20 protein-coding genes are annotated in these 22,332 nt (G+C 69.0%); 2 read left to right on the top strand and 18 right to left on the bottom strand.

Annotation, left to right across the window (positions count from 1 at the left end; genetic code table 11):
* The first annotated feature begins 259 nt into the window (after positions 1–259).
* Positions 260–547 carry a hypothetical protein gene (locus OG520_RS27210; protein WP_406014956.1) on the top strand — a complete coding sequence of 96 codons (288 nt, stop codon included), beginning with the start codon at positions 260–262 and terminating at the stop codon, positions 545–547.
* A gap of 943 nt (positions 548–1,490) precedes the next feature.
* Entirely contained in the window at positions 1,491–2,327 is an 837-nt protein-coding gene (locus OG520_RS27205) for a recombinase family protein (protein ID WP_406014955.1), read from the top strand.
* 82 nt (positions 2,328–2,409) lie between these two features.
* Here OG520_RS27205 and OG520_RS27200 read toward each other — a convergent pair whose 3' ends face one another.
* From OG520_RS27200 to OG520_RS27115, 18 genes are all read right to left on the bottom strand, one after another.
* Positions 2,410–3,240: a hypothetical protein gene (locus OG520_RS27200; RefSeq protein WP_406014954.1), complete on the bottom strand. Its 831-nt coding sequence runs from the start codon at positions 3,238–3,240 to the stop codon at positions 2,410–2,412.
* 4 nt (positions 3,241–3,244) lie between these two features.
* Positions 3,245–4,108: an aldo/keto reductase gene (locus OG520_RS27195; RefSeq protein WP_406016575.1), complete on the bottom strand. Its 864-nt coding sequence runs from the start codon at positions 4,106–4,108 to the stop codon at positions 3,245–3,247.
* A 38-nt stretch (positions 4,109–4,146) separates the two neighbouring features.
* Positions 4,147–5,334: a JmjC domain-containing protein gene (locus OG520_RS27190; protein ID WP_406014953.1), complete on the bottom strand. Its 1,188-nt coding sequence runs from the start codon at positions 5,332–5,334 to the stop codon at positions 4,147–4,149.
* Between the two features lie 14 nt (positions 5,335–5,348).
* Positions 5,349–5,486 carry a hypothetical protein gene (locus OG520_RS27185; protein ID WP_406014952.1) on the bottom strand — a complete coding sequence of 46 codons (138 nt, stop codon included), beginning with the start codon at positions 5,484–5,486 and terminating at the stop codon, positions 5,349–5,351.
* A 247-nt stretch (positions 5,487–5,733) separates the two neighbouring features.
* Complete coding sequence (locus tag OG520_RS27180) at positions 5,734–6,711, bottom strand: transposase family protein (RefSeq protein WP_399338503.1); 978 nt, start codon at positions 6,709–6,711, stop codon at positions 5,734–5,736.
* Between the two features lie 301 nt (positions 6,712–7,012).
* Positions 7,013–7,216 carry a hypothetical protein gene (locus tag OG520_RS27175; protein ID WP_406014951.1) on the bottom strand — a complete coding sequence of 68 codons (204 nt, stop codon included), beginning with the start codon at positions 7,214–7,216 and terminating at the stop codon, positions 7,013–7,015.
* A gap of 88 nt (positions 7,217–7,304) precedes the next feature.
* Positions 7,305–8,153 (bottom strand): helix-turn-helix domain-containing protein, encoded by an 849-nt coding sequence (locus OG520_RS27170; protein ID WP_406014950.1) that lies wholly within the window; start codon positions 8,151–8,153, stop codon positions 7,305–7,307.
* Between the two features lie 18 nt (positions 8,154–8,171).
* Positions 8,172–8,696, bottom strand: coding sequence for a DUF6879 family protein (locus OG520_RS27165; protein ID WP_406014949.1), 525 nt, complete (start codon positions 8,694–8,696; stop codon positions 8,172–8,174).
* Positions 8,697–9,157: 461 nt separating this feature from the next.
* Positions 9,158–11,083 (bottom strand): TIGR03960 family B12-binding radical SAM protein, encoded by a 1,926-nt coding sequence (locus OG520_RS27160; protein WP_406014948.1) that lies wholly within the window; start codon positions 11,081–11,083, stop codon positions 9,158–9,160.
* Positions 11,084–11,133: 50 nt separating this feature from the next.
* The gene (locus OG520_RS27155; protein ID WP_406014947.1) at positions 11,134–12,654 is read right to left on the bottom strand and encodes a CHAD domain-containing protein; all 1,521 of its coding nucleotides are present in this window, start codon (positions 12,652–12,654) and stop codon (positions 11,134–11,136) included.
* A gap of 51 nt (positions 12,655–12,705) precedes the next feature.
* On the bottom strand, positions 12,706–13,896 hold the full coding sequence (gene rodA, locus OG520_RS27150; protein WP_399326657.1) for a rod shape-determining protein RodA: 1,191 nt from the start codon (positions 13,894–13,896) through the stop codon (positions 12,706–12,708).
* A complete protein-coding gene (gene mrdA, locus OG520_RS27145; protein ID WP_399326658.1) occupies positions 13,896–16,061 on the bottom strand; it encodes a penicillin-binding protein 2 in 2,166 nt (721 codons plus the stop codon). The genes rodA and mrdA overlap by 1 nt, the downstream gene beginning before the upstream one ends.
* 61 nt (positions 16,062–16,122) lie before the next feature.
* On the bottom strand, positions 16,123–16,785 hold the full coding sequence (gene mreD, locus OG520_RS27140) for a rod shape-determining protein MreD (protein WP_406014946.1): 663 nt from the start codon (positions 16,783–16,785) through the stop codon (positions 16,123–16,125).
* Positions 16,786–16,796: 11 nt separating this feature from the next.
* On the bottom strand, positions 16,797–17,843 hold the full coding sequence (mreC, locus tag OG520_RS27135) for a rod shape-determining protein MreC (RefSeq protein ID WP_399326661.1): 1,047 nt from the start codon (positions 17,841–17,843) through the stop codon (positions 16,797–16,799).
* Positions 17,844–17,942: 99 nt separating this feature from the next.
* On the bottom strand, positions 17,943–18,962 hold the full coding sequence (locus OG520_RS27130; RefSeq protein ID WP_277326176.1) for a rod shape-determining protein: 1,020 nt from the start codon (positions 18,960–18,962) through the stop codon (positions 17,943–17,945).
* Between the two features lie 288 nt (positions 18,963–19,250).
* Positions 19,251–19,664 carry a nucleoside-diphosphate kinase gene (gene ndk, locus OG520_RS27125; RefSeq protein ID WP_266419280.1) on the bottom strand — a complete coding sequence of 138 codons (414 nt, stop codon included), beginning with the start codon at positions 19,662–19,664 and terminating at the stop codon, positions 19,251–19,253.
* A gap of 96 nt (positions 19,665–19,760) precedes the next feature.
* Positions 19,761–20,108: a DUF4233 domain-containing protein gene (locus OG520_RS27120; RefSeq protein WP_266419278.1), complete on the bottom strand. Its 348-nt coding sequence runs from the start codon at positions 20,106–20,108 to the stop codon at positions 19,761–19,763.
* A gap of 3 nt (positions 20,109–20,111) precedes the next feature.
* Entirely contained in the window at positions 20,112–21,635 is a 1,524-nt protein-coding gene (locus OG520_RS27115) for a bifunctional folylpolyglutamate synthase/dihydrofolate synthase (protein ID WP_406014945.1), read from the bottom strand.
* Positions 21,636–22,332: the final 697 nt, after the last annotated feature.

Genomic DNA, 22,332 nt, shown 5'->3' with positions numbered 1-22,332 from the left:
AGGGACTCCCGAAGCGCAGGACGGAACTGCGCGACTTCCAACCGCCGAGCCGTGGCTACGTGCTGCGCTCCACCGACAGGAGTCGCGAACCCTTGAACATCACGAGCGAAATCGTCTGGACCTGCGAAGCGTGCGCGTCGCCCCTCATCGATGGACACGCCCACACCTGCGGCCCCAACGACGGGGGCCGCGACCAGTGACTATCAGCTTCGGTCATGACCGCCCGTGGGGCGGAGTCTCTCAGCACGAGTACCGGCGCATGGCGCAGAACCATGGGCACCCGCTCGCCTACCGCGTCCACTTCGCCGCTATCGGATGGGCCGACCGCCACGGACACGCCGCGTTCGAACCTGGCCGACTGGCCGCGCTACTCGGCCAGGACGGCAAGCGACTGTCCGACCAGAGCACCCGCAACGCGGTAGTGCGCGCCAAAGATCTCCACCTCATCTCGCCCCGTTCCGGCGCGGCCTGCCTGGTGCTCCCGGCTCACCTGTTCCAGAAGGCCAAGGGTGCGCCGGTACCCTGCCGCGTCCACCAGGACAGGTGACCGCACACCACGCGTGTAGTCAGAGCACGTCTGGCGTGTGCTCATACAGCACCTGACCTGCACGAACGTTCACGTCCTCTCTTATCTATTTGGCTCCAGTGCAGTGCGGCCCCCTCCGGGGCCGACAGGGCGTAGCCCCTTGGCTCTACGGCGAACGGAAGCAGGGCGCGGCAGCGCCCACAAGGCAGGGCAACGGCGAAGGGATAAGCGGCAGGCGGCGGCTACGCCGCCACAGTCCAGCCACTACGACAGAGCGGCCCGTAAGGGCCGAAGGAGGAAGCCCGGGAAGCAAGCCCAGTGGGGCGCTGCCGCGCCCCCAGAGAGCTTGCCCGCAAGCAGTAGCGGCCTACTCCTTTGGCCGCTACGCGGCCACCTGTCGCAGCCGCCGGGGCAAGGCCAGGCAGCCCCTATTCCTTGCACTCTTCCGCCGTCGCCCAGACGGCAGGCACAAGCCTGTGAGCTGGCACTATCCCGCAGCCGGCGGGACCCAAGCGCAGCCCTGAAAGACCCTGAAACCGTGGCAGGATCTGAGCTGCTAAGACTCGGCGATGCGAGCTTGCCCCCTTCGGGGGTCATACCCCCACCCCTTCGCCGCTGCCTGCCTTACCCTCCGCCTCCGCCCGCCGTCGACAGACGTACGACTGTGCGATGACCAGAGCGCCCGACAGGGCGACTGCCCGCCTGCCCTGCGGTCGAGCGCTGGCCAGCAGGCCGGGAGGCAGGCGCACAGCGGCTCACGCTGGCCAGCACAGGCAGGCTGGCCAAGGGCGCGACAGCGCCCACCAGGGCCAAAGACGGGCCGTCTCATAAACCATCGTTAGTGAGACAGTCGGCCAGTCCCCGGGCAGTGCCCGTTTCGCTCCCGTCTCACCGTCTCACAACCCGTCTCAAAAGATGCGTCTCACGACTGGCTTTCGAGACACGTTTATGAGCCGGTCCAGTCATGACGAAGACGATCACCCCGGCCGAACAGGTCGAGCGCCACGAGTGCCCGAAGTGCCAGGCACCCGCAGGAAGCCCCTGCCGTACCGGAGCGGGCAAGGTCGCAGCGAACTACCACACGGGCCGCTTCGCCCTGGTGCCCGCGCTCAAAGCCGAACTGACCGTGAAGACTCCGGCCGACCGCAACCCGGGTAAGCCCTGGACGGCAGGTGCACCCGTGGCACAGCCACCCGACGCCATAGCGGGCGCAGCGATCCGGCTTGGCTACGCCCGTTGCTCGACCGTGGGGCAGGAACTCCAGTCACAGTTGGACGCTCTTGCCGGGGCGCAGTGCACCCGTGTGTTCTCGGAGAAGATCAGTACCCGTGTGAAGGAGCGGCCGGAGCTTGAGAACGCGCTCACGCTGGCACGGGAGTTCAAGCAGGCAGCACCGAACCAGCCGGTCATCCTGACCGTGGTCGAGATGAAGCGTCTCGCCCGCAGCACGGCAGAGCTGATGTCCCTGTCGTCCACCCTTCAGGCGGACGGCATCCAACTGGAACTCCTCTCCGGTCCCCTCCAGGGTGTGTACGACCCGAACGGCGCGGGTGCCATCGTGTTCGCCGTCCTCGCCGTCAGTGCAGAGGTCGAGAGGGAAGGCATCCGGGAGAAGACGTTGGAAGGCTTGGACGCTGCGGCCCGCAAGGGCAACCACGGAGGACGCCCGACCGTGGTGGACGACGACAAGCTAGCCGTAGCCCGTGCCCGGCTGGCCAAGGGAGAGAGCGTCACAGCCATCGCTAAGGGACTGGGAATCTCCCGGGCTACGTTGTACCGGCACATAGGCGACAGCGCCTGAGAGGCGCCTGTGCCCCGTGCTTGTCGGCGTTCGCACGGGGGCACAGGCTTCCTCTCCGGCTTCCGTGGGGCGCAGCAGGCCGTCAGACAGTGACCTCAGAGTGAGCCGGTACCGGCGGGCGAACGCCCGTAAGGATCTCCGCGTGGGCGCGTAGGCAGGGAGCAAGCTCCGGGTACCAGCCACGGGCGACGGCTTGCAACATCTCGGCCACGGCTGCGAGTTCTCCGATTCGGCCGGCTGGACTGTCCAGAATCGAAGCGAACTCCTGCCGGATGCGGTGCGCGACGCCGGGCACCAGCAGGCTGTTCGCGTGGAGTAGACCCGCGTCGAAGCCGAGGGGCACCAGCCCCCACCGTTCCCAGTCCAGCAGGTTCAGAGGCATGGTCGTGAGGTTGCCCCAGTGTAGATCACCATGACCGGCCACCCGCTCCACCTTGCCCGGGGCAGGGATGCCGAGGAACTGAGGGAAGGCGCGTTCCATCCACTCGTCCCGAACGGTGACCCGCACTCCGTCCGCTTCGCTCAGCAGGCCGAGTGCCTGGCACAGGTCGTCCCACCACGCGTCAGGCAAGCCGGGGTCATGGTCTAGGTCTGCCCGGTCCGGGGATACGACGGGTTGGGTCACGTAGTCGAAGGCTTCCGCCTCGAACGCCCACTCGCCGTCAGTCCAGTCGTGCACCACGTACAAGCGTGGACGCGGCACAGCGTCAGGCACCAGCAGAGACGCGCCGACGATGCCCTCTCCCCGTTTCCTGCCCGCGTTCCGCTCGGCAGTGCGGCTCACCCGTAGCCACCGGTCTCCTGCCCTCCGGCCGAGGGTGACACCCTGGAATCCCCATGCCAGCGGCCCCGTGCACGTGAGGGCCAGAGCCTTCGCCGCCCGGTCGTGGGCGGCTTCCATCAGGGTCTGCACGTCCTCACTCGGAGGAGAGTTCATCGGTCACCTTCCTGAGTTCTCCGGCCGTCAGAGGGGCAGCCAGAGCTTTCGCCGCATCGTCCCAGTGCTCGCGGGTGCTCGCGGAAGTCAGGACCACATCGAGGCCGGGGCACGATCCGGCAGCCAGCACGGCAGCGGCTGCGGGCGACAGGCCGGGGCGGATGAAGTCCACCAGTTCCGGTGTCATGGCACTGAGCAGTTCGCCGCCGTGCAAGGGAGCAGACCCGAACGTGATGAGCCCCGCGTCTTTCGCGTCCATCAGCGGTCCAACCCCGTTGAGCGCCTGTCTGATCAGGTCGTCCATGATCAGGCTGACCGGCATCTGCAAGCCCGTGAGGTGGTGCTCTACCGAGCCCGCTGCCTCTCGGGCCAGGCCGAGCAACTCGGAAACCGCGAACGCTTCGGAGGTCAGACCCGACCACGTAGCTACCCCGTAGCCGCCGATCCGGCCAGCCTGAGCGTACTCCTCCAGCACGGCGAACGCTTCCCGGACCCGCCCGTGAAGAGCGGCACGGTCGAGGCCGTGCCCGTGGTGCTCAGGGTTGTGCACGAACACGATGTCCGCGCGGCCGAGCACCGCCAACGAACGCTCCGTCTGCCATCGAACGAAGGGCGGAGCAAGGCTGTGCCCGCTGGACGCCTCTTCCCGGCTGAGGCACTTCTCAGCCTGAGCGACGTGGCCTTGCTTGTCCGTGAAGAACCCCGTCTTCGTGGCTACCCGCACGGTCGGGTACGTCCGCAGTACCGAGCGCAGCGCCTCGTGTGCGTAGCCGTGGGCGTAGTTGGGTGCCGTGTCCACCCATGGGCTACCCGCAGCCAGGGCGGTGCGTGCCGCCTGGCCCACGGCACGCACGCGGTACGTCCCCAGGGACAGCACGGCCGTCACAGCGCTGTCCCCACGACCGCGACGACGTGCCCCTCTATGAGGGCCGAGACAAGCTCGGCCACGTCCTTGACCTCCAGCCCCGCACAGTCGGCCATGTCCCCGAGCGTGACGGGCGCACCCGTCAGCAGCGCGCTCAGGGCAGGTTCGGCCGACTCGGCAAAGTCCCAGGCGGTACCGGCCGCCGAGAGCGTGACCGTGCCATGTACGCCGTTCGCCGTCAGGCGGCCCCGGGCGGTGGTCACCTTGACCGTGATCCCCCGCTGTGCGGGCAGCCCTTCCACGTAGGGCAGGGAAGGGATCGCGTGACCCAGGTCTGTCGTGTCGCTGGACTCCGCCCACCGCTCCACCAACCGAGGGTCCGCCATCATGTTGAGCACCTCACCGCGCAAGGCCGCGATGAAGTCCGACTGTTCCGCCAGGGGCAAAAACCGCGGGACGTCCTTGCGCAGTGCGAGGGACGACCGGAGCTGATCGACGACCCAGATCATGAGGTCCGCACCGGTGTGCGGAACCATGCCGAAGGTCAGGTGTAACGACTCCGTCCCTTGGTCTGCGGTGACCGCGTGCCACCAGCCGCGCGGCAGGTAGAGCACATCCCCCGGAGACAGAACGATGTCGGCTACCGGGTCACCCTCGGGTGTCTCGGGAGACTCCACGTCCCGGAAGGTCGGAGCCTCTCGGGTGGACCCGTACAAGCGCCACCGCTTCGAGCCGTGAACCTGCACCACCACCACGTCGTGATCGTCCCAGTGCAGGCCGAAGCCCTCCCGGTCGGTCCAGGACGCGTACGCGTTGGCCTGTACGGACGTGCCGAGGAACCTTTCGAGACCCTCGGCAGCCGCACCCACCGCCGGATGAATCTTCTCTACCGAGTCCAGAACCAGCGACGCCCCGTCCCTGAGCTGGGCGTGGAACTCCGCCGGCTGGATGCGGGACCAGGAGACCGCGCGGCGGTTCGTGGTCGGGATCGCGTAACGGTGAAGGGGGACCATCTCGCCGTCGAGGGACAGGCGCAGCCGGGGCGGCTCCAGTCGTTGTGTGGCGATGATCCGATTCAGGTCGTCCCAGGAGAACAGGTCCGCCGTACCGGCGGTGCTAAGGATGTGCGCGTAGGAGCGGTGGTACGTCCGGGTGAGGAACGTGTCCCCACCCAGACGCCCCGCCCACGAGACTTCATCGAGCATCGTGGGCTACCCCGCTAGTCGTTGCCGTCGGAACGGCCACTGGTGTTGTCGGACTCCTGCTCGGTCCGCGTCCGCGCGGCCACGATCTTGCGCTTCGCGACGAGCAGGCCACCCCTCTCGGGGGCCACCGATCCGGTGTTCTCTTCCACCATCGGACTTACCTCTCTACTCGGGAACACCCGCCGGGAATCCGGCGGGGAGTCTGGGAAGGCAGCAGCCTCCACGGCAGCTACCGCGTGGCGAGGACTCCGGCCACAACCAGGGCGGAGCCACCGAGAACCATGGCCAGGTAGAGCGGACCCGCGTACCGGCCGACGCGGCGCAGCGTCCATCTCGCTAACGACCTTGGGTGAAATTGGGGTCGGGGCGTGTTGGCCTGGTGGTTCGGCTGGTGGGTGATCAGCAGACGGTGTTGCGGGCGAGGACGAGTTCGGTGTTCGTCCGGCGGCGGGTCGGGCGTCGTGCGGAGCGGTCGGAGACCAGCGAGGCGATCGCGAGGTGGGTCTCGGCGTAGGTCTCGCGTCGGCCGGTGTACCGCTGGAGGGGGCGCCACTGCTTGTACTCGGCGTTGGTGTGCTCCACGCAGATCCGCGCCGAGGACTGGCGGCGGCGCATCTCGCGCCAGGCCCGCTTGTCCCCGTCGCAGGCGTCCTCGGCCGGCTTCTTCGGAGGGGCGCTGACCTGGCTGGGGAACTCCTTGGCCAGGCCCTGGTATCCCGAGTCGACCTCGGCCTTCACCCCCGGGTGCCGGCGGAGCTGGTCCGCGATGCCCTCGGTGCGCAGGGCGGTCTGGTCGTGCATCCGGCCCGGGCGGACGACACCGGAGAACAGCGTGCGGCCCTGCTGGTCGCTGAAGGTGGTGGTCTTGATCGTGTTCTGCTTCTTCTTGCCGGACACGAAGGCCTTGCGCCCCGGCCGTCCGGCGCGTGGGCGTCGGACCTGCACCTCGGTGCCGTCGATCCGCAGGTCCACGCCTTCGAAATCGGCGTAGGCGAACGCATCTTCCAAGGTCCGCAGCCTGACGCCGGGGCGGTCGGGCACGGCGAAGCCGCGGGCAGCGAGCAGGGGCCTGACCTGGCGGATCGCGGCGGAGACCGTGGAGCGGTCCACCCGGTACAGCTCGGCCAGAGCGGCGTGAGGCAGGCCGAGCCGCAGGTGGACGAGGGTGACCAGCAGCCGGTCGACGAACTCCAGCTTCGGCTTGCGCCCGGCCCCCTCCGCCCGGCGCCGTTTGTAGCCCCGCTGCCGGTCGAGCGCCGACTCACGCCGGGCCCACCAACGCGGCGACAACTCTTCGAGCAACTCGCCGAGATGTGCGCGAGAGACCCCGGACAGGGCAGGATGGGAGCAGGCCGCACGGGCCCAGGTAAGCGTCACAACTCACCCAACCCGTGCGGCCCTTCTCACGTCACGGCCCCACCAACACCGGGGCTATTCATCCCCAGGCCGTAAGCCCGGCATCACTGCCCTGTCGGCACGCGTAGCGCCTCCGCGATCCGCTCGACCGCGTCAGCGCGGATCATGCCGAGGTGGACGTACGCGCCCCCGCTATGGGTGACCACGGGCCGCACGCTGCTCCACGCGCTTTCGGGAACTCCCAGAGCGGTGAGAGCCGCACGTATGGACTCGGCTGCCTCAGCTGCTGTGGCCCGCGAGTCCCTCCACGTCTGCATCTCCATCAGGCAGCCACGGACTTGGGGCAGTCGTTGGCGTGGCGATACGTGGTGAGGGGCGGCCCGGACGACCGGTCGACAACGGTCCGGCGGACAGCCTCCATCGGCTTCACAGGGCGCATGCACGCGGAGCACTTGTGCCCCGAGGGGGCATACGTCACGTACTCCACCACGTCCCTGACCGGGGCCGTCTCGTTCGCCGTTGCCATGTCGCCGCCTCCGCGTAGCTCGGTGTACGGACGACGCTAGAGACCGAGGGGCGCAAGACTCCACGTTGTTGCACGGCGTTGCACAGGATTACCCGAGCGCGGAGAGCGCATCAGTGATGAGACCCCGCGCCGACTCACCGCGCACAGCCACCTGCGACAGCTCAGCGAAGGCCCGCAGGTACGTACGGATCTCCCCAGGGGTGGTCAGGTTGATCTCGGCCGTCAGCGTCTCGACCGCCACTTGCCGATCGTCGAAGGCATAGAACGCTTCGAGCGGCCACACCGTGCGGCGTGCCTGCTTCGGGATGATGCCGAGCGCCACGTTCGGCCGTCGCATCACAGTGAGCAGATGCTCAAGCTGTTCCCGCATGGCTGCGTCATCGCAGACCCGGTAGTGGAGAACCGTCTCTTCGAGGAGAAGGGCGAACCGATGCTCACCCTCACGGATCACCCGCGACCGATCGAGCCTGGCAGCCACCGCATCGGCTACGTCGTCCGGTGTTCCCTGAAAGGACGTGATAGCCCTGAGAAGCCCTGTCGCGTAACCGGCGGTCTGGAGCATGCCCGGCATCACGTTCGACGCGTACACGCGAAAGGAGCGGGTCCGCTGGTAGAGCGGGACAGTCTGCTCATGAACCCGCCGCATACCGTCCTTGTGGATCTGCTTCCACTCCGCGTACATGGACTCGGCGTTCCGCGACGCGGCGACTATGTCGGCCGCTTGGTCGTCTGCTCCACACGCGGAGCACCATGCGCGGATGTCCGCGTCCGAGGGCGGCGTGATGCCCCGTGCGATGCGGGAGGACTTCGCCCGGTGCCAGCCGCACCGAACGGCCAACTCATGCCCTGACAGCCCCGCGTCTTTCATCAACCCTTGCAGGCGGGTGGCAACAGCGTTGCGCGCGGCTTGCGCGCTGGAGAGCGGGGACGAGGGCATGAGCTGACCGGTCAGGATTCAGACGGCGTACTTCTCGTGCGGGATGGCTCGCTCCCACACCGCTTCGAACGCCGACGCGCACAGCTTGGCTACATCAGGATCTTCCGTCTGGTCGGTGTGAACCCACCGGCCGATCCCGTCGAAGATGTTGAACTGGACCAGCTTGCCGTCGAACAGCCAGAAGTCGTTGCCCGGCAAGGCAAGGTCCGAGGCACTGCGACGGGGCAGCCAACGAATCTGCTCGCCGGCCGCCACGTTCGTGAAGGTGCCTGAGTGCTCGAAGGCGATGTAGTCGCTGACCGGCTCGGACACGATGCGGGCCCGTCGGATCAGCACTCCCTTTGCCGTCACCTCTTGCACGAGGTCAAGCCAGGGACGCCACCATGAAGCTCGGCCATCCGGGTTCAGCCGGTGCCCCTGCTTCCATGCGGAGAAGCCTTCGATCTCGTTGTCCACGCCGTACCCGTCGCGCATCTCAAGATGCACGGCTGACTCCCGCACTGACCTGATGAGGTCAGAGAAGTCAGTCAGACTCTGCGACACGAAGCGCCTCCCTGAGAAGCGGGACCATCCGCTTCGGAACCCTGATCACCGACTCATGCCCAGGGATCAGAACATCCTGCGAGCTTTCACCCGTGGTCTGCTCGTCTGCTGTCCACCCCTGGATCACAAGATCCTTCGACTCCTGGTCCACCCACACAGCAGGTGATCCGTGATCTCCGGACTCAGGATCTTTACCAACGAACCGTAAGGCCATGAGGTCCCTCCCTGTCGAGCGCGTTGCGCCTGGTTGCACGACCCTCACCCTGCCGGACTGTGCACCCACTCCACGGCCGAGACGATGCGCCCGTCGCCTTGCCGAGGGGCGGGGAGCGGCGTACGCCGCGCAGGACGAGAAGCCTGCTCACGCCCCTTCGCTCCAAGTCCTCGAAGGATCTCGCCGCGCTCGGTCACTCCGGCAAGCGTCTCAGCCATCCTCTGGACGGCATCGCTGCTGGTCACAGCTACTTCTTGACCTCAAGCGGGAGCAGCTTCTTGCCCGTCGGTCCTACTTGTGGCCATGTGTCGAACTGAGGGCAGACGCCGCAGTCGAAGCACGGGGTCCAGCGGCAGTCCTCGACCTCGGTCTCATCGAGCGAGTCCTGCCAGTCCTCCCAGAGCCAGTCCTTGTCGAGGCCGGAGTCCAGGTGGTCCCAGGGCAGGACCTCCTCGTAGGTCCGCTCGCGGGTCGTGTACCAGTCGACGTCCACGCCGTACTCGGGCAGCGTCTTCTCGGCGGCGGTCATCCAGCGGTCGTAGCTGAAGTGCTCGCGCCAGCCGTCGAAGCGGCCGCCGGACTCGTAGACCGCGCGGATGACGGAGCCGACGCGCCGGTCGCCGCGCGAGAGCAGGCCCTCGACGATGCCGGGCTTGCCGTCGTGGTAGCGGAAGCCGATGGAGCGGCCGTACTTCTTGTCGCCGCGGATCTTGTCGCGGAGCTTGGTCAGCCGGGCGTCGGTCTCCTCGGCGCTCAGCTGCGGGGCCCACTGGAACGGGGTGTGCGGCTTGGGCACGAAGCCGCCGATGGAGACGGTGCAGCGGATGTCGTTCTGCCCGGAGACCTCGCGGCCCTTGGCGATCACGTTGACCGCCATGTCGCCGATCTGGAGGACGTCCTCGTCGGTCTCGGTGGGCAGGCCGCACATGAAGTACAGCTTCACCTGGCGCCAGCCGTTGCCGTACGCGGTGGCGACGGTACGGATGAGGTCCTCTTCCGAGACCATCTTGTTGATGACCTTGCGCATGCGCTCGGAGCCGCCCTCGGGGGCGAAGGTGAGACCCGAGCGGCGACCGTTGCGGGTCAGCTCGTTGGCCAGGTCCACGTTGAACGCGTCGACGCGGGTGGACGGCAGCGAGAGGCCGATCTTGTCCTCGGTGTACCGGTCGGCGAGGCCCTTGGCGATCTCACCGATCTCGGTGTGGTCCGCGGAGGAGAGCGAGAGCAGGCCGACCTCCTCGAAGCCGGTCGCCTTGAGGCCCTTCTCGACCATCTCGCCGATGCCGGTGATGCTTCGCTCCCGCACGGGGCGCGTGATCATGCCGGCCTGGCAGAAACGGCAGCCGCGGGTGCAGCCGCGGAAGATCTCGACGGACATCCGCTCGTGGACGGTCTCGGCGAGCGGCACGAGGGGCTGCTTCGGGTACGGCCACTCGTCGAGGTCCATCACGGTGTGCTTGGACACCCGCCACGGCACGCCCGACTTGTTGGGCACGACGCGGCCGATGCGCCCGTCCGGGAGGTACTCGACGTCGTAGAAGCCCGGGACGTAGACGTTGCCGGTCCTGGCGAGGCGGAAAAGCACCTCCTCGCGGCCACCGGGGCGGCCCTCGGCCTTCCAGGCGCGGACGATCTCGGTGATCTCCAGGACGGCCTGCTCGCCGTCGCCGATGACCGCGCAGTCGATGAACTCGGCGATCGGCTCGGGGTTGAACGCGGCGTGGCCGCCGGCCAGCACGATCGGGTCGTCGACGGTGCGGTCCCGGGCCTCCAGCGGAATGCCCGCGAGATCCAGGGCGGTGAGCATGTTGGTGTAGCCGAGCTCGGTGGAGAAGCTCAGCCCGAAGACGTCGAACGCCTTGACCGGGCGGTGGCTGTCCACGGTGAACTGCGGGACCTTGTGCTCGCGCATCAGCTCCTCGAGGTCCGGCCACACGCTGTAGGTGCGCTCGGCGAGGACGCCCTGGCGCTCGTTGAGTACCTCGTAGAGGATCATGACGCCCTGGTTGGGGAGCCCGACCTCGTACGCGTCCGGGTACATCAGTGCCCAGCGGACGTCGCATTCGTCCCACGGTTTGACGGTGGAGTTCAGTTCACCGCCGACGTACTGGATGGGCTTCTGCACATGCGGGAGCAGAGCTTCGAGCTGTGGGAAGACCGAATCGACAGACATCGCGAACTTTCGAGAGTCGGCAAGGGTGACCATCAAGCCTAACCCGATGCTCAGCCTTCCAGCGCCGCCCGCAGCTCCGCCCGCGACGCCCGCTCCCACACGGCCGGAAGCTCCCGCTCCCGGGCCGCGGCCGTCGCCTCCTCCCGTCCGTGGAGCAGTCCCCAGGTGAAGGCCGACTCCCCCGCCGCGTGTGCCTGGACGGCCAGGGTGCGCAGGGCCTCGCGGGCCACCACGCTGTCCTGGTGGTCGCCGAGGAGGCTCTGTACGGCCTTCATCCGTTTGGCGAAGCGCTTGGCGGGCCTGCCGAGCGCGGGGCGGGCCGCCTCCGCCGCGTACCGGGCGCGTTTGGCGGCCTTGCGGGCCTCGTGCATGGCCAGGTCCCGGTCGTGGCCGGGCGGGAGCTCCAGGGCATGGCCGACGCGGGCCGCGAGGCGCCCGTACTCCTTCAGCACGGCGCGGGGCAGCGCCCGCCCCGGCGCACGGGACGCGGCGGGCAGCAGGGGCGGGGCGGCGAGCAGGGTGTCGAGGCTCTCCAGGAGTGCCAGGTACCGCTTCCCGTCGAGCACGGCGACGGTGCGGCGGCGGGAGCCGTTCCGCCGGGCCACCGACCAGATCCGGAGCCGCCCGCGGACCGGACCGAGGACCAGGGTGCGGGGCAGGCCGTCGAGGCGGGCGCGCAGCCGGGCGTCGAGCACCTCCTGGTCGCGGTCGATACCCAGCTCGGCGGCCAGCCACTTCAGCTCGTCGCCGACCGGGTCGGTGACGCCGCGGTCGAGGATCTTCCGGTACGTCCGCAGTGCGCTGCGCAGCCTGCGGGTGGCGACCCGCATCTGGTGCACGGAGTCGGGGAGGTCGCGGCGTACGGCGGGGTCGAGGGCGGTGATCGCCTCGCTCTGGTGACGGATGTACGCGAGGACGTGGTCGCCCGCGGTGGGCCGCCGGGCCCTGCCGTCGGGATCCTTCTTCCGCTTCGGCGCGGTCTCGGCGAGCGCCCTGGCCAGCTTGGACGGGGACGCGGACGGGCGGATCCCGGCCTTGCGCAGCCGGCGCTCCACGGCGTCGAGGAAGGCGGGGTCGCCGTCGTCGGCGAGTTCGGCCTCGATCTCGGTCCAGGCGGCCGTGCCGTCGCCGCCCGTCAGCCGCTCGGCCCGCACCCGGTCGACGCTGACCTCGGCGAGCAGGGCGCCGTCGGAGTCGAGGAGGTGGTGGACGTCGCGGGCGGAGACCAGCCGGACGACGGGAACGAGTGCGCGCTCGCGGACCCGGGAGCGCAGCAGCCCCGCGAAGGAGCGCGGCAGGGTGTCGGAGAGCGGTTCCCGCAGCTCGTCCCGGATGCCGGAGGCGACCGGGAACTTGAGGTGCCAGCCGGCGTCGCCGCCGCCGGTGCGGCGGCGCAGGGTGAGGGAGTCCGCCGCGAGCCGGAGGTCCTCGGTGTCGTAGTAGACGGCGTCCAGTTCGCTGACGCCCCGGTGGGCGACGGCCGAGACCCCGGCCACCCGGCTCAGGTCCGGGAGCCGGGTTTCCGCGGTGGCTTCGTACTTCCGCTCGATCTCACGCTTCGAGTCCGCCATGAACCGAATCTAGACGTGTTGTACGCGAATGGGCAGTGCTCCCGCACCGGCTCAGGCGCTTATCGGCCGCTGCAGCCTGATCGACTGGAGCAGGCCGACGGCCACCCAGACGGCGAACATCGAGGACCCTCCGTACGACACGAACGGCAGCGGGAGCCCGGCGACCGGCATGATGCCGAGCGTCATCCCGATGTTCTCGAAGGCCTGGAAGGCGAACCAGGCGATGATTCCGGCGGCGACGATCGTGCCGTACAGCTCGGTCGTCTCGCGGGCGATCCGGCAGGCGCGCCACAGGACGACGCCGAGCAGGACGAGGATCAGCCCGGCGCCGAGGAAGCCGAGCTCCTCGCCCGCGACGGTGAAGACGAAGTCGGTCTGCTGCTCGGGGACGAACTGGCCGGTGGTCTGGGTGCCGTGGAAGAGGCCCGTCCCGGAGAGGCCGCCGGAGCCGATCGCGATGCGGGCCTGGTTGGTGTTGTAGCCGACGCCCGCCGGGTCGAGCGCGGGGTTGGCGAAGGCGGCGAAGCGGGCGATCTGGTACTCGTCGAGCAGGCCGAGCTGCCAGATCGCGATGGCGCCGGCCACGCCCGCGCCGAGCAGACCGGCGATCCAGCGGTTCGACGCGCCGGAGGCGAGGAGCACGCCGAGCACGATGACGACCATGACCATCACGGAGCCGAGGTCCGGCATTCCCATGACGACGGCCATCGGGACGGCCGCCAGACCGAGGGCCTTGGCGACGGTCCGGTGGTCGGGATGGAGCTGGTCGCCCGCGTCGACGCGCTCGGCCAGCAGCATCGCCATGATCAGGATGATGGTGATCTTGGTGAACTCGGACGGCTGGAGCGAGAAGCCGCCGCCGATGATGATCCAGGCGTGGGCGCCGTTGACGGTGGCGCCGAGCGGGGTGAGCACCGCCATCACCAGGAGCACCGAGAGGCCGTAGAGGATCGGGACGGCGCCGCGCAGGGTGCGGTGGCCGAGCCAGATCGTGCCGACCATCAGGGCGAGGCCGATGCCGGTGTTGAGGGCGTGCCGGAAGAGGAAGTAGTACGGGTCGCCATGGGTGAGCGAGTCACGTCCCCGGGTCGCCGAGTAGACCAGCAGCGAGCCGATGAAGGAGAGCGCGAGCGCGGACCCGAGCAGCGGCCAGTCGAGTTTGCGTACGAGGGAGTCGCGGGCGGTGAGTTTGCCCCAGGCGGAGCGCTCCGGGGCGTACCGCTGGACGGAGAAGCCGGCCATCAGTCGCGCCTCCCCAGCGTCGCGGCGAGGGTCTGTTCCTCCGGGGTCTTCTGCGAGTCCGGGTCGTAGGGCTTGATCTGCGGGGCGTCGATCGAGCCGTCCTGCTGGATCTTCGGCAGGGACTTCTGCGGGGTGGGCAGCAGCGCCTTCTTCAGGTCCTGCTTGCCGGAGTCGTCGAGACCGTAGAGGGCGTCGTAGATGTTGCGCACGGCGGGCCCGGACGCACCGGAGCCCGTACCGCCCTGGGAGATCGTCATGACGATCGAGTAGTCCTTGGTGTACGTGGCGAACCAGGAGGTCGTCTGCTTGCCGTAGACCTCGGCCGTACCCGTCTTGGCGTGCATCGGGATCTTGTCCTGCGGCCAGCCGCCGAATCGCCAGGCGGCCGAACCACGGGTCGCGACTCCCGCGAGGGCGCTGTCGATCTCGTTGCGGGTCTTGCGCGTGAAGGGCAGCTTGCCGTGCGACTTGGGCTTGATCTCCTCGACGGTCTTGCCGTCGCCGCTGACGATCGCCTTGCCGACGGTGGGGTCGTAGAGCGTGCCGCCGTTGGAGATGGCTGCGTAGATGGTGGCCATCTGTATCGGCGTGACGAGCGTGTCGCCCTGGCCGATCGAGTAGTTGACGGAGTCACCGGCGCGCATCTTGTCGCCTTCGAGGCAGTTCTCGTACGCGATCTTCTCGACGTACGAGCCGTTCTTCTTGCCCTGCTTGCACCAGGCGTCCTTGTTCGCCTTGTAGAAGTCCTGCTTCCACTTGCGGTCGGGGACGCGGCCGCTGACCTCGTTGGGGAGGTCGATGCCGGTCTCCTTGCCGAGGCCGAACTGGTGGGCGGTCCTGTAGAACCAGTCCTTGGCGTTCTTCTTGGGCTTCATCCCGCCGTCCTTCAGCCACTCCTTGTGCGCGATGCCGTAGTACACGGTGTCGCAGGAGACTTCGAGGGCCCGGCCGATGGTGATGGAGCCGTAGCCCTGGGACTCGAAGTTCTTGAAGGTCTGCCCGCCGACGTTGTACGAGCTGGGGCAGGGGTAGTTGCCGTTGAAGGGGTAGCCGGCGTTGACCGCGGCGGTCGAGGAGATGACCTTGAAGATCGAGCCGGGGGCGGCCTGGCCCTGGATGGCCCGGTTCAGCAGCGGGAAGTTGGAATTCTTTCCGGTGAGCTTGGCGTAGTCCTTGCCGGAGATGCCGCCGACCCAGGAGTTGGGGTCGTAGTTCGGCAGGGAGGCCATCGAGACGACGCGGCCGGTCTTGGCCTCCATGACGACGACGGCGCCGGAGTCGGCCTTGTAGTTCTCCCCGGTGTTCTTGTCGAACGACTGACGGGCCGTCTTCATGGCCTCGTTGAGCTCGTACTCGGCGACGGCCTGGACCCGGGCGTCGATGGAGGTGACCACGCTGGAGCCGGGCTCCGCCTTGTCGTTCTTCGCCTGGCCGATGACCCGGCCGAGGTTGTCGACCTCGTAGCGGGTGACGCCGGCCTTGCCGCGCAGCTCCTTGTCGTAGGTGCGCTCCAGGCCGGAGCGGCCGACCTGGTCGGAGCGGAGGTACGGCGAGTCGGTGTCCTGGGCCTTGGTGATCTCCTCGTCGGTGACCGGCGAGAGGTAGCCGAGGACCTGCGCGGTGTTGGCCTTGCCGGGCGCCCCGTACCGGCGTACGGCGGTGGGCTCGGCGGTGATGCCGGGGAAGTCCTCGGCGCGTTCACGGATCGTGAGGGCCTGCTGGGTGGTGGCCTCGTCGGTGACCGGGATCGGCTGGTACGGCGAGCCGTTCCAGCAGGGCTGCGGCGTCTTGGAGTCGCAGAGCCGGACCTTGTCGAGGACCTCCTTGGGCTTCATGCCGAGGACGCCGGCGAGCCGGGTCAGGACGCTCTTGCCGTCGTCCTTCATCTTCATCAGCTCGGTGCGGCTGGCGGAGACGACCAGCCGGGTCTCGTTGTCGGCGAGGGCCACGCCGCGCGCGTCGAGGATGGAGCCGCGGACGGCGGGCTGGACGACCTGCTGGACGTGGTTGTTCTTCGCCTCGTCGCTGTACTCCTGGCCGTTGCGGATCTGGAGGTACCAGAGGCGCCCGCCGAGGGTGAGCAGCAGGGAGAAGACGAGGACCTGGATGACGATGAGACGGATCTGGACCCGTGGGGTCCGGCCGGTCTCGGGGATGTTGGTCACGGGGCGCCCCCGGTGGTGGTCGGGCCGGAGGTACGCGAGGTGGTCTGGCTGCGGTGCGGCCTCACAGTCGCTTGACCCCCTTGATGCGTCCGGCGCGGGCCGCGCGGTTGCGGGCGGCCTTGACGCGCAGTCCGCCGCGCTGGCCGCCGATCCGCAGTCCGGTGCCGGAGGCGAGCCAGCCCGCGGCCACGTCCCCGCCGCCGGAGGTGTCGGCGAGCGGATCGTTCACCGTGCGTCTGGCGACGGCCATGATCAGCGGTACGACGAAGGGCGCGAGGAGCAGGTCGTAGACGGCCGCGGTGAACAGCAGGCTGCCGAGGCCGACGTGACGGGCCGCCGTGTCCCCGACGAGCGCGCCGACCAGCGCGTACAGCAGGGTCGAGCCGATCGCCGCGGCGACGACCCCGAGCATCGGGACCATCGCCGACTTCAGCTGCCCGCTCTCGGGCTTCACCAGCCCCGCGAGGTAGCCGATGACACAGAGGACCAGCGCGTAGCGTCCGGCGGCGTGGTCGGCGGGCGGTGCCAGGTCGGCGAGGAGTCCCGCGCCGAAACCGATGAGGGCGCCGCTGACATGCCCGTACACGAAGGCGAGGCCGAGGACGACCAGGAGCAGCAGGTCGGGCACCGCGCCGGGGAGCTGGAGGCGGGCGAGCACGGAGACCTGGACGACGAGGGCGACGACGACCAGGACGACGGAGAGCAGAATCCGGTTCAAACGCATGGGAATCAGCTCTACCTCTGCTCGTTGACCGCGGTGCCGGCGTCCGGTGTGGCGTTCGCGGTGCCGTCCGGGCTGTTGCTGGGGTCCGGGCTCTCGTGGATGTTCCCGACGACGTTTCCTTCGGTGTCGACGATGTCGCCGTTGGGCGAGATCGTGACGGTGACGGTGGGCGTGGGCTTCGGCTTGGCGGGCTTGGCCGGCTGCTTCGGCAGGACCATGTCACGGGGGTCCTCGCGCGGGGCCTGGACCACGACGCCGACGATGTCGAGCTTGGTGAAGCCGACGTACGGGCGGACGTAGACCGTACGGGTCAGACCGCCGCCGGACGGGTCGACCCGGACGACCTCGCCGACCGGGACGCCGGGCACGAAGGGCTTGTCCTTGCTGGAGCCGAAGGTGACGAGCCGGTCGCCCTTCTTCACCTTGGCCTTGCCGTTGAGGAACTGGACGGACAGCGGCCGGGAGCCCTGGCCGGTGGCGAAGCCGAGCTCGTCGGTCTTCTCCATCCGGGTGCCGACGGTGAAGTCGGGGTCGTTGGCGAGGAGCACCGTGGAGGCGTCCGGGCCGACGGTGGTGACGCGGCCGACCAGGCCGTCGCCGTTGATGACGGTCATGTCGCGCTTGATTCCGTCGTTGGAGCCCGCGTCGATGGTGACCGTCCAGGAGAAGCCCTGGGCCGCTCCTATGGCGATGACCTCGGCACCCTTGATGCCGTACTGTCCGGCGGCCGACTTCTTCAGCATCCGGTCGAGCTCACGGACCCTGTTGCGGTTGCGGTCGTCGCTGCCGAGCTTCGTCTTGAGCGCGGCGTTCTGCTGTTCCAGCTCGGCGATCCGGTTGTGCCGTGTCCCGGAGTCGCGAACCGCCCCTATGGCGTTGCCCACCGGGTCGACGGCTGCCGCGACGCCGTTCTCCACCGGCCCGAAGGCCGCTGCGGCGGCCCGCCGGGCGCCGTCCACCGGCGACTCCTCACCACCGCGGATGTCCACCGTGATCAATGCGAACGCGATGGCGATCAGCAGCACCAGGAGCAGCCGGCTCTCTCGTGTGTCCCTCACGTGCGGCGGCCGTGCCTTCCTCGTCGGAATGTTCGTGCCTGTATATCAACGATCGGCCGTACGGAGCGGCAGCGTCCGTACAGCAGACCGATGGGTTGTTCACCTGCGCGGCTGGGCGTCCAGTACCTGCTGGAGCGCCTCGAACTCCTCGACGCACTTGCCGGATCCGAGGGCCACCGAGTCCAGCGGGTCCTCCGCGATGTGGATCGGCATGCCGGTCTCGCGGCGCAGCCGCTCGTCGAGTCCGCGCAGCAGCGCGCCGCCGCCGGTGAGGACGATGCCTCGGTCCATGACGTCGCCGGAGAGCTCCGGCGGGCACTTGTCGAGCGTGGTCTTCACGGCGTCGACGATCGCGTTGACCGGTTCCTCGATGGCCTTGCGGACCTCGGCGGCCGAGACGACCACGGTCTTGGGCAGTCCGGAGACCAGGTCGCGGCCGCGGATCTCGGTGTGCTCGTCCTTGTCCATGTCGTACGCCGAACCGATCGTGATCTTGATCTGTTCGGCGGTGCGCTCGCCGAGGAGGAGCGAGTACTCCTTCTTGATGTGCTGGATGATCGCGTTGTCCAGTTCGTCGCCGGCGGTCCGGATCGACTGGGCAGTGACGATTCCGCCGAGCGAGATGACCGCGACCTCGGTGGTGCCGCCACCGATGTCGACGACCATGTTGCCGGTGGCCTCGTGGACCGGCAGCCCGGAGCCGATGGCCGCCGCCATGGGCTCCTCGATGATGTGCACCTGGCGCGCGCCGGCCTGCGTCGACGCCTCGATGACGGCGCGTCGCTCGACCCCGGTGATGCCGGAGGGCACGCAGACGACGACCCGCGGGCGGGCCAGGTAGCGGCGCTTGTGGATCTTCAGGATGAAGTAGCGGAGCATCCGCTCGGTGATCTCGAAGTCGGCGATCACGCCGTCCTTCAGGGGCCGTACGGCAACGATGTTGCCCGGTGTACGCCCGATCATCTTCTTGGCCTCGGAGCCGACCGCCAGGATGCCGCCGGTGTTGGTGTTGATGGCCACGACGGACGGCTCGTTCAGAACGATGCCGCGCCCCCTGACGTACACCAGCGTGTTGGCAGTCCCGAGGTCGATAGCCATGTCACGGCCGATGAACGACATTGAGTTCCCCTTGTTCCCCATGAGGATGCGTCGGGCCTTCCAAGAAAGCGATGTGGCTTGTTCTGGTCGGCGAGGTGAGCGCGGCGGGCGTGGAAGATTCCATCGTAGTGCCGTAATGGCGGACACCGCGCGAGGGTCCTTCGCCATTGTGGGCGGAACGGGTGGCCGTTCCACTCATGGTGACGTTACGTCGGAGGGATGCGTTCCCGCGATCCCGGACCCTATACCGAAGGGCGACCGAATTAATTCGGTCGCCCCAGGTCTGAGCGCTGTTCGGCTGATCGGCGATCAGGCGAGTCCGGGGAAGAAGAGCTTCAGTTCCCGCTCCGCGGACTCCTCGGAGTCCGAGGCGTGGATGAGGTTCTCCCGGGTGATGGTGCCGAAGTCGCCGCGGATGGAACCGGGCGCGGCGGCGATCGGGTCGGTGGGTCCGGCCAGCGTACGGATGCCCTCGATGACCCGCTCGCCCTCGGCGACCAGCGCCACGATCGGACCGGACTGCATGAACTCGACGAGCGGCTCGTAGAACGGGCGGCCGACGTGCTCGGCGTAGTGCTGCTCCAGCGTGGCGCGGTCGAGGGTGCGCAGCTCCAGTGCGGTGATCCGCCAGCCGGCCTTGCGCTCGATCCGCCCGACGATCTCGCCGACCAGTCCGCGCCGGACAGCGTCGGGCTTGAGGAGAACGAGGGTGCGCTGGGTCATGGTGTGCGGCTCCTTGCAGGCATGCGGGTGCGGTGAACCGAGGCTACAGGGGTACGGAGCCGGGCCGGCGGCCGGGTTTGGCCACCGGGTACCGGGTCAGCCACCGGCCGGGGCCTCGGCCGCCGCCCAGCGGGCCTTCGCCTCGTCGATCTTGCGGCCGTAGTGCACCGAGGCCCACCACAGGCCGGCGAAGACCACGCCGAGGATGAACATCATCGGGACGACGAAACCGCTCAGCACCAGGGCGATCTGCAGCGCCCAGCCGAGCTGTATCCCGCCGGGGCGGGTGATCATCCCGCAGAGCAGCACGGAGAGCAGCATGCCGATGCCGCAGACCGTCCAGACCGTGGCACCGGTCAGGTCGTCGGACTTCATCGCGACGAGTCCGGCGAAGCCGATCACGAAGAACTCGCCGATCAGCGTGGATGCACAGAGCGTACGCATGGGTCAGCCCCTTCCCAGAAGCAGCCGGGCCTCGCCGACCGTGATCACGGAACCGGTCACCAGGACACCGGCGCCCGCGTACTCGTCCTCCTCCTCGGCGAGGGTGATCGCCGCCTCCAGGGCGTCGTCCAGGCGCGGCTCCACCTGGACGCGGTCCTCGCCGAAGACCTCGACCGCGATGGCGGCCAGCTCGTCGACGTCCATCGCGCGGCCGCTGGAGTTCTGCGTGATGACGACCTCGGCGAGGATCGGCTCGAAGGCGTCGAGGAGTCCCTTGACGTCCTTGTCTCCGCTGGTGCCGACGACACCGATCAGCCGGGAGAAGCCGAAGGCCTCGGAGAGCCCGTCGGCGGTGGCGCGGGCTCCCGCCGGGTTGTGTGCCGCGTCCAGGACGACGGTGGGGCTGCTGCGGACCACTTCGAGGCGGCCCGGGGAGATCACCGAGGCGAAGGCCCGGCGGACCGTGTCGACGTCGAGCGAGCCGGGCTGCTCGGCGCCGATCCCGAAGAACGCCTCCACCGCGGAGAGCGCCACCGCGGCGTTGTGCGCCTGGTGGGCGCCGTACAGCGGGAGGAAGATCTCCTCATACTCGCCACCGAGGCCGCGCAGCGTCAGCAGCTGGCCGCCGACGGCGATCTCGCGCGAGACGACGCCGAACTCCATGCCCTCGCGGGCGACCGTGGCGTCGACCTCGACGGCCTTCTTCAGCATGACCTGCGCGGCGTCCACCGGCTGCTGGGCCAGGATGACCGTGGCGCCCTGCTTGATGATCCCGGCCTTCTCGCCGGCGATCTCGGCGGGTGTGTTGCCGAGCCGGTCGGTGTGGTCCAGCGAGATGGGGGTGACGACGGCGACCGAGCCGTCGATGACGTTCGTCGCGTCCCAGCTGCCGCCCATGCCGACCTCGACGACCGCGACGTCGACCGGCGCGTCGGCGAAGGCCGCGTAGGCCATGCCCGTCAGCACCTCGAAGAAGGAGAGCCGGTACGGCTGCTGGGCGTCGACCATCTCCACGTATGGCTTGATGTCCTGGTACGCCTCGATGAACCGCTCGGGGGCGATCGGGGAGCCGTCCAGGCTGATCCGCTCGGTGATCGACTGGACGTGCGGCGAGGTGTAGCGGCCGGTACGCAGATCGAAGGCGCCGAGCAGCGCCTCGATCATGCGGGCCGTGCTCGTCTTGCCGTTGGTCCCGGTGATGTGGATCGAGGGGTACGCGCGCTGCGGCTCGCCGAGCACGTCCATCAGCGCGGCGATGCGCGCGACGGAAGGCTCCAGCTTGGTCTCGCCCCAGCGTCCGGCGAGCTCCTGCTCCACGGCGCGCAGCGCCTTGTCCACCTCGGGGTCGGCGGGGCGGGCCGGGACCTCGTCGCCCTGCGGCGGTCCGGAGCGGGTGCGCAGCGTGCGGCTCCCGGCCTCGATCACCGCCAGGTCGGGGTCGCGCTGGGTCTCTTCGTCGACGATCTCCGCGAAGGTGTCGTCGGAATCGGAGTTGTCGTGCCGGTCGGAAGGGCGGGGCTCACTCACGGGGCCAGTCTACGGATGGGCACGGACATCGCGCGCGGCACCCGGCGGCGGACACGGATCACCCGCGCCGGGACCCCTGTCGGCATGTCGTGCCGAGCGGGCGCATGGTGGGAAGTGTGCGCCCCCGTCCTCTGATCCTGGTCGCCGCACCCGACGGCCAGCACCCGGCGTTCGCCCGGCTGCCCGCCGACCCGCGGTACGAGACGCTGGTCGTCCGCACCGGCCCACCGCCCGGCGTCCTTCGGGGCACAAGGTCCCGGACACAGGTCCCCACCGGCGCTCCCCGTCGCGCCGCAACCCGGCTGCAACCCGCACACACCGGTGCTGCCACCGCCGTCGCCCAGTCCGGGGCTCCCCCGAGGCCGGGAACGGCGAGAAGGAAAACAGAACTCCATGTACAGCGCACTGCCTGCCCGCTCCGTCGCCGTGATTCTGGGCACCCGTCCCGAACTGGTGAAGCTGGCGCCCGTCATCCACCGGCTCGGCGACGCCACCCGGCTGATCCACACCGGCCAGCACTGGGACGACGCCATGTCGGGCCGGTTCCTCCAGGAACTGGGGCTGCCCCGTCCCGAGGTGCTCAGCAGCATCGGCGGCACCTCGCGCGCCGTGCAGATGGGCCGACTACCTCGCGGCCCTCCGGGCGACCGAATAGCGCACGGTCGGAACGACGTCTCTTCACCAGTACGTGGCCAGA

The organism is Streptomyces sp. NBC_00984 (genome assembly GCF_045162475.1).
Lineage (GTDB): Bacteria > Actinomycetota > Actinomycetes > Streptomycetales > Streptomycetaceae > Streptomyces.
Note: the sequence above shows the minus strand (reverse complement) of the source record. Positions and strands in the feature narration are given on the sequence as shown.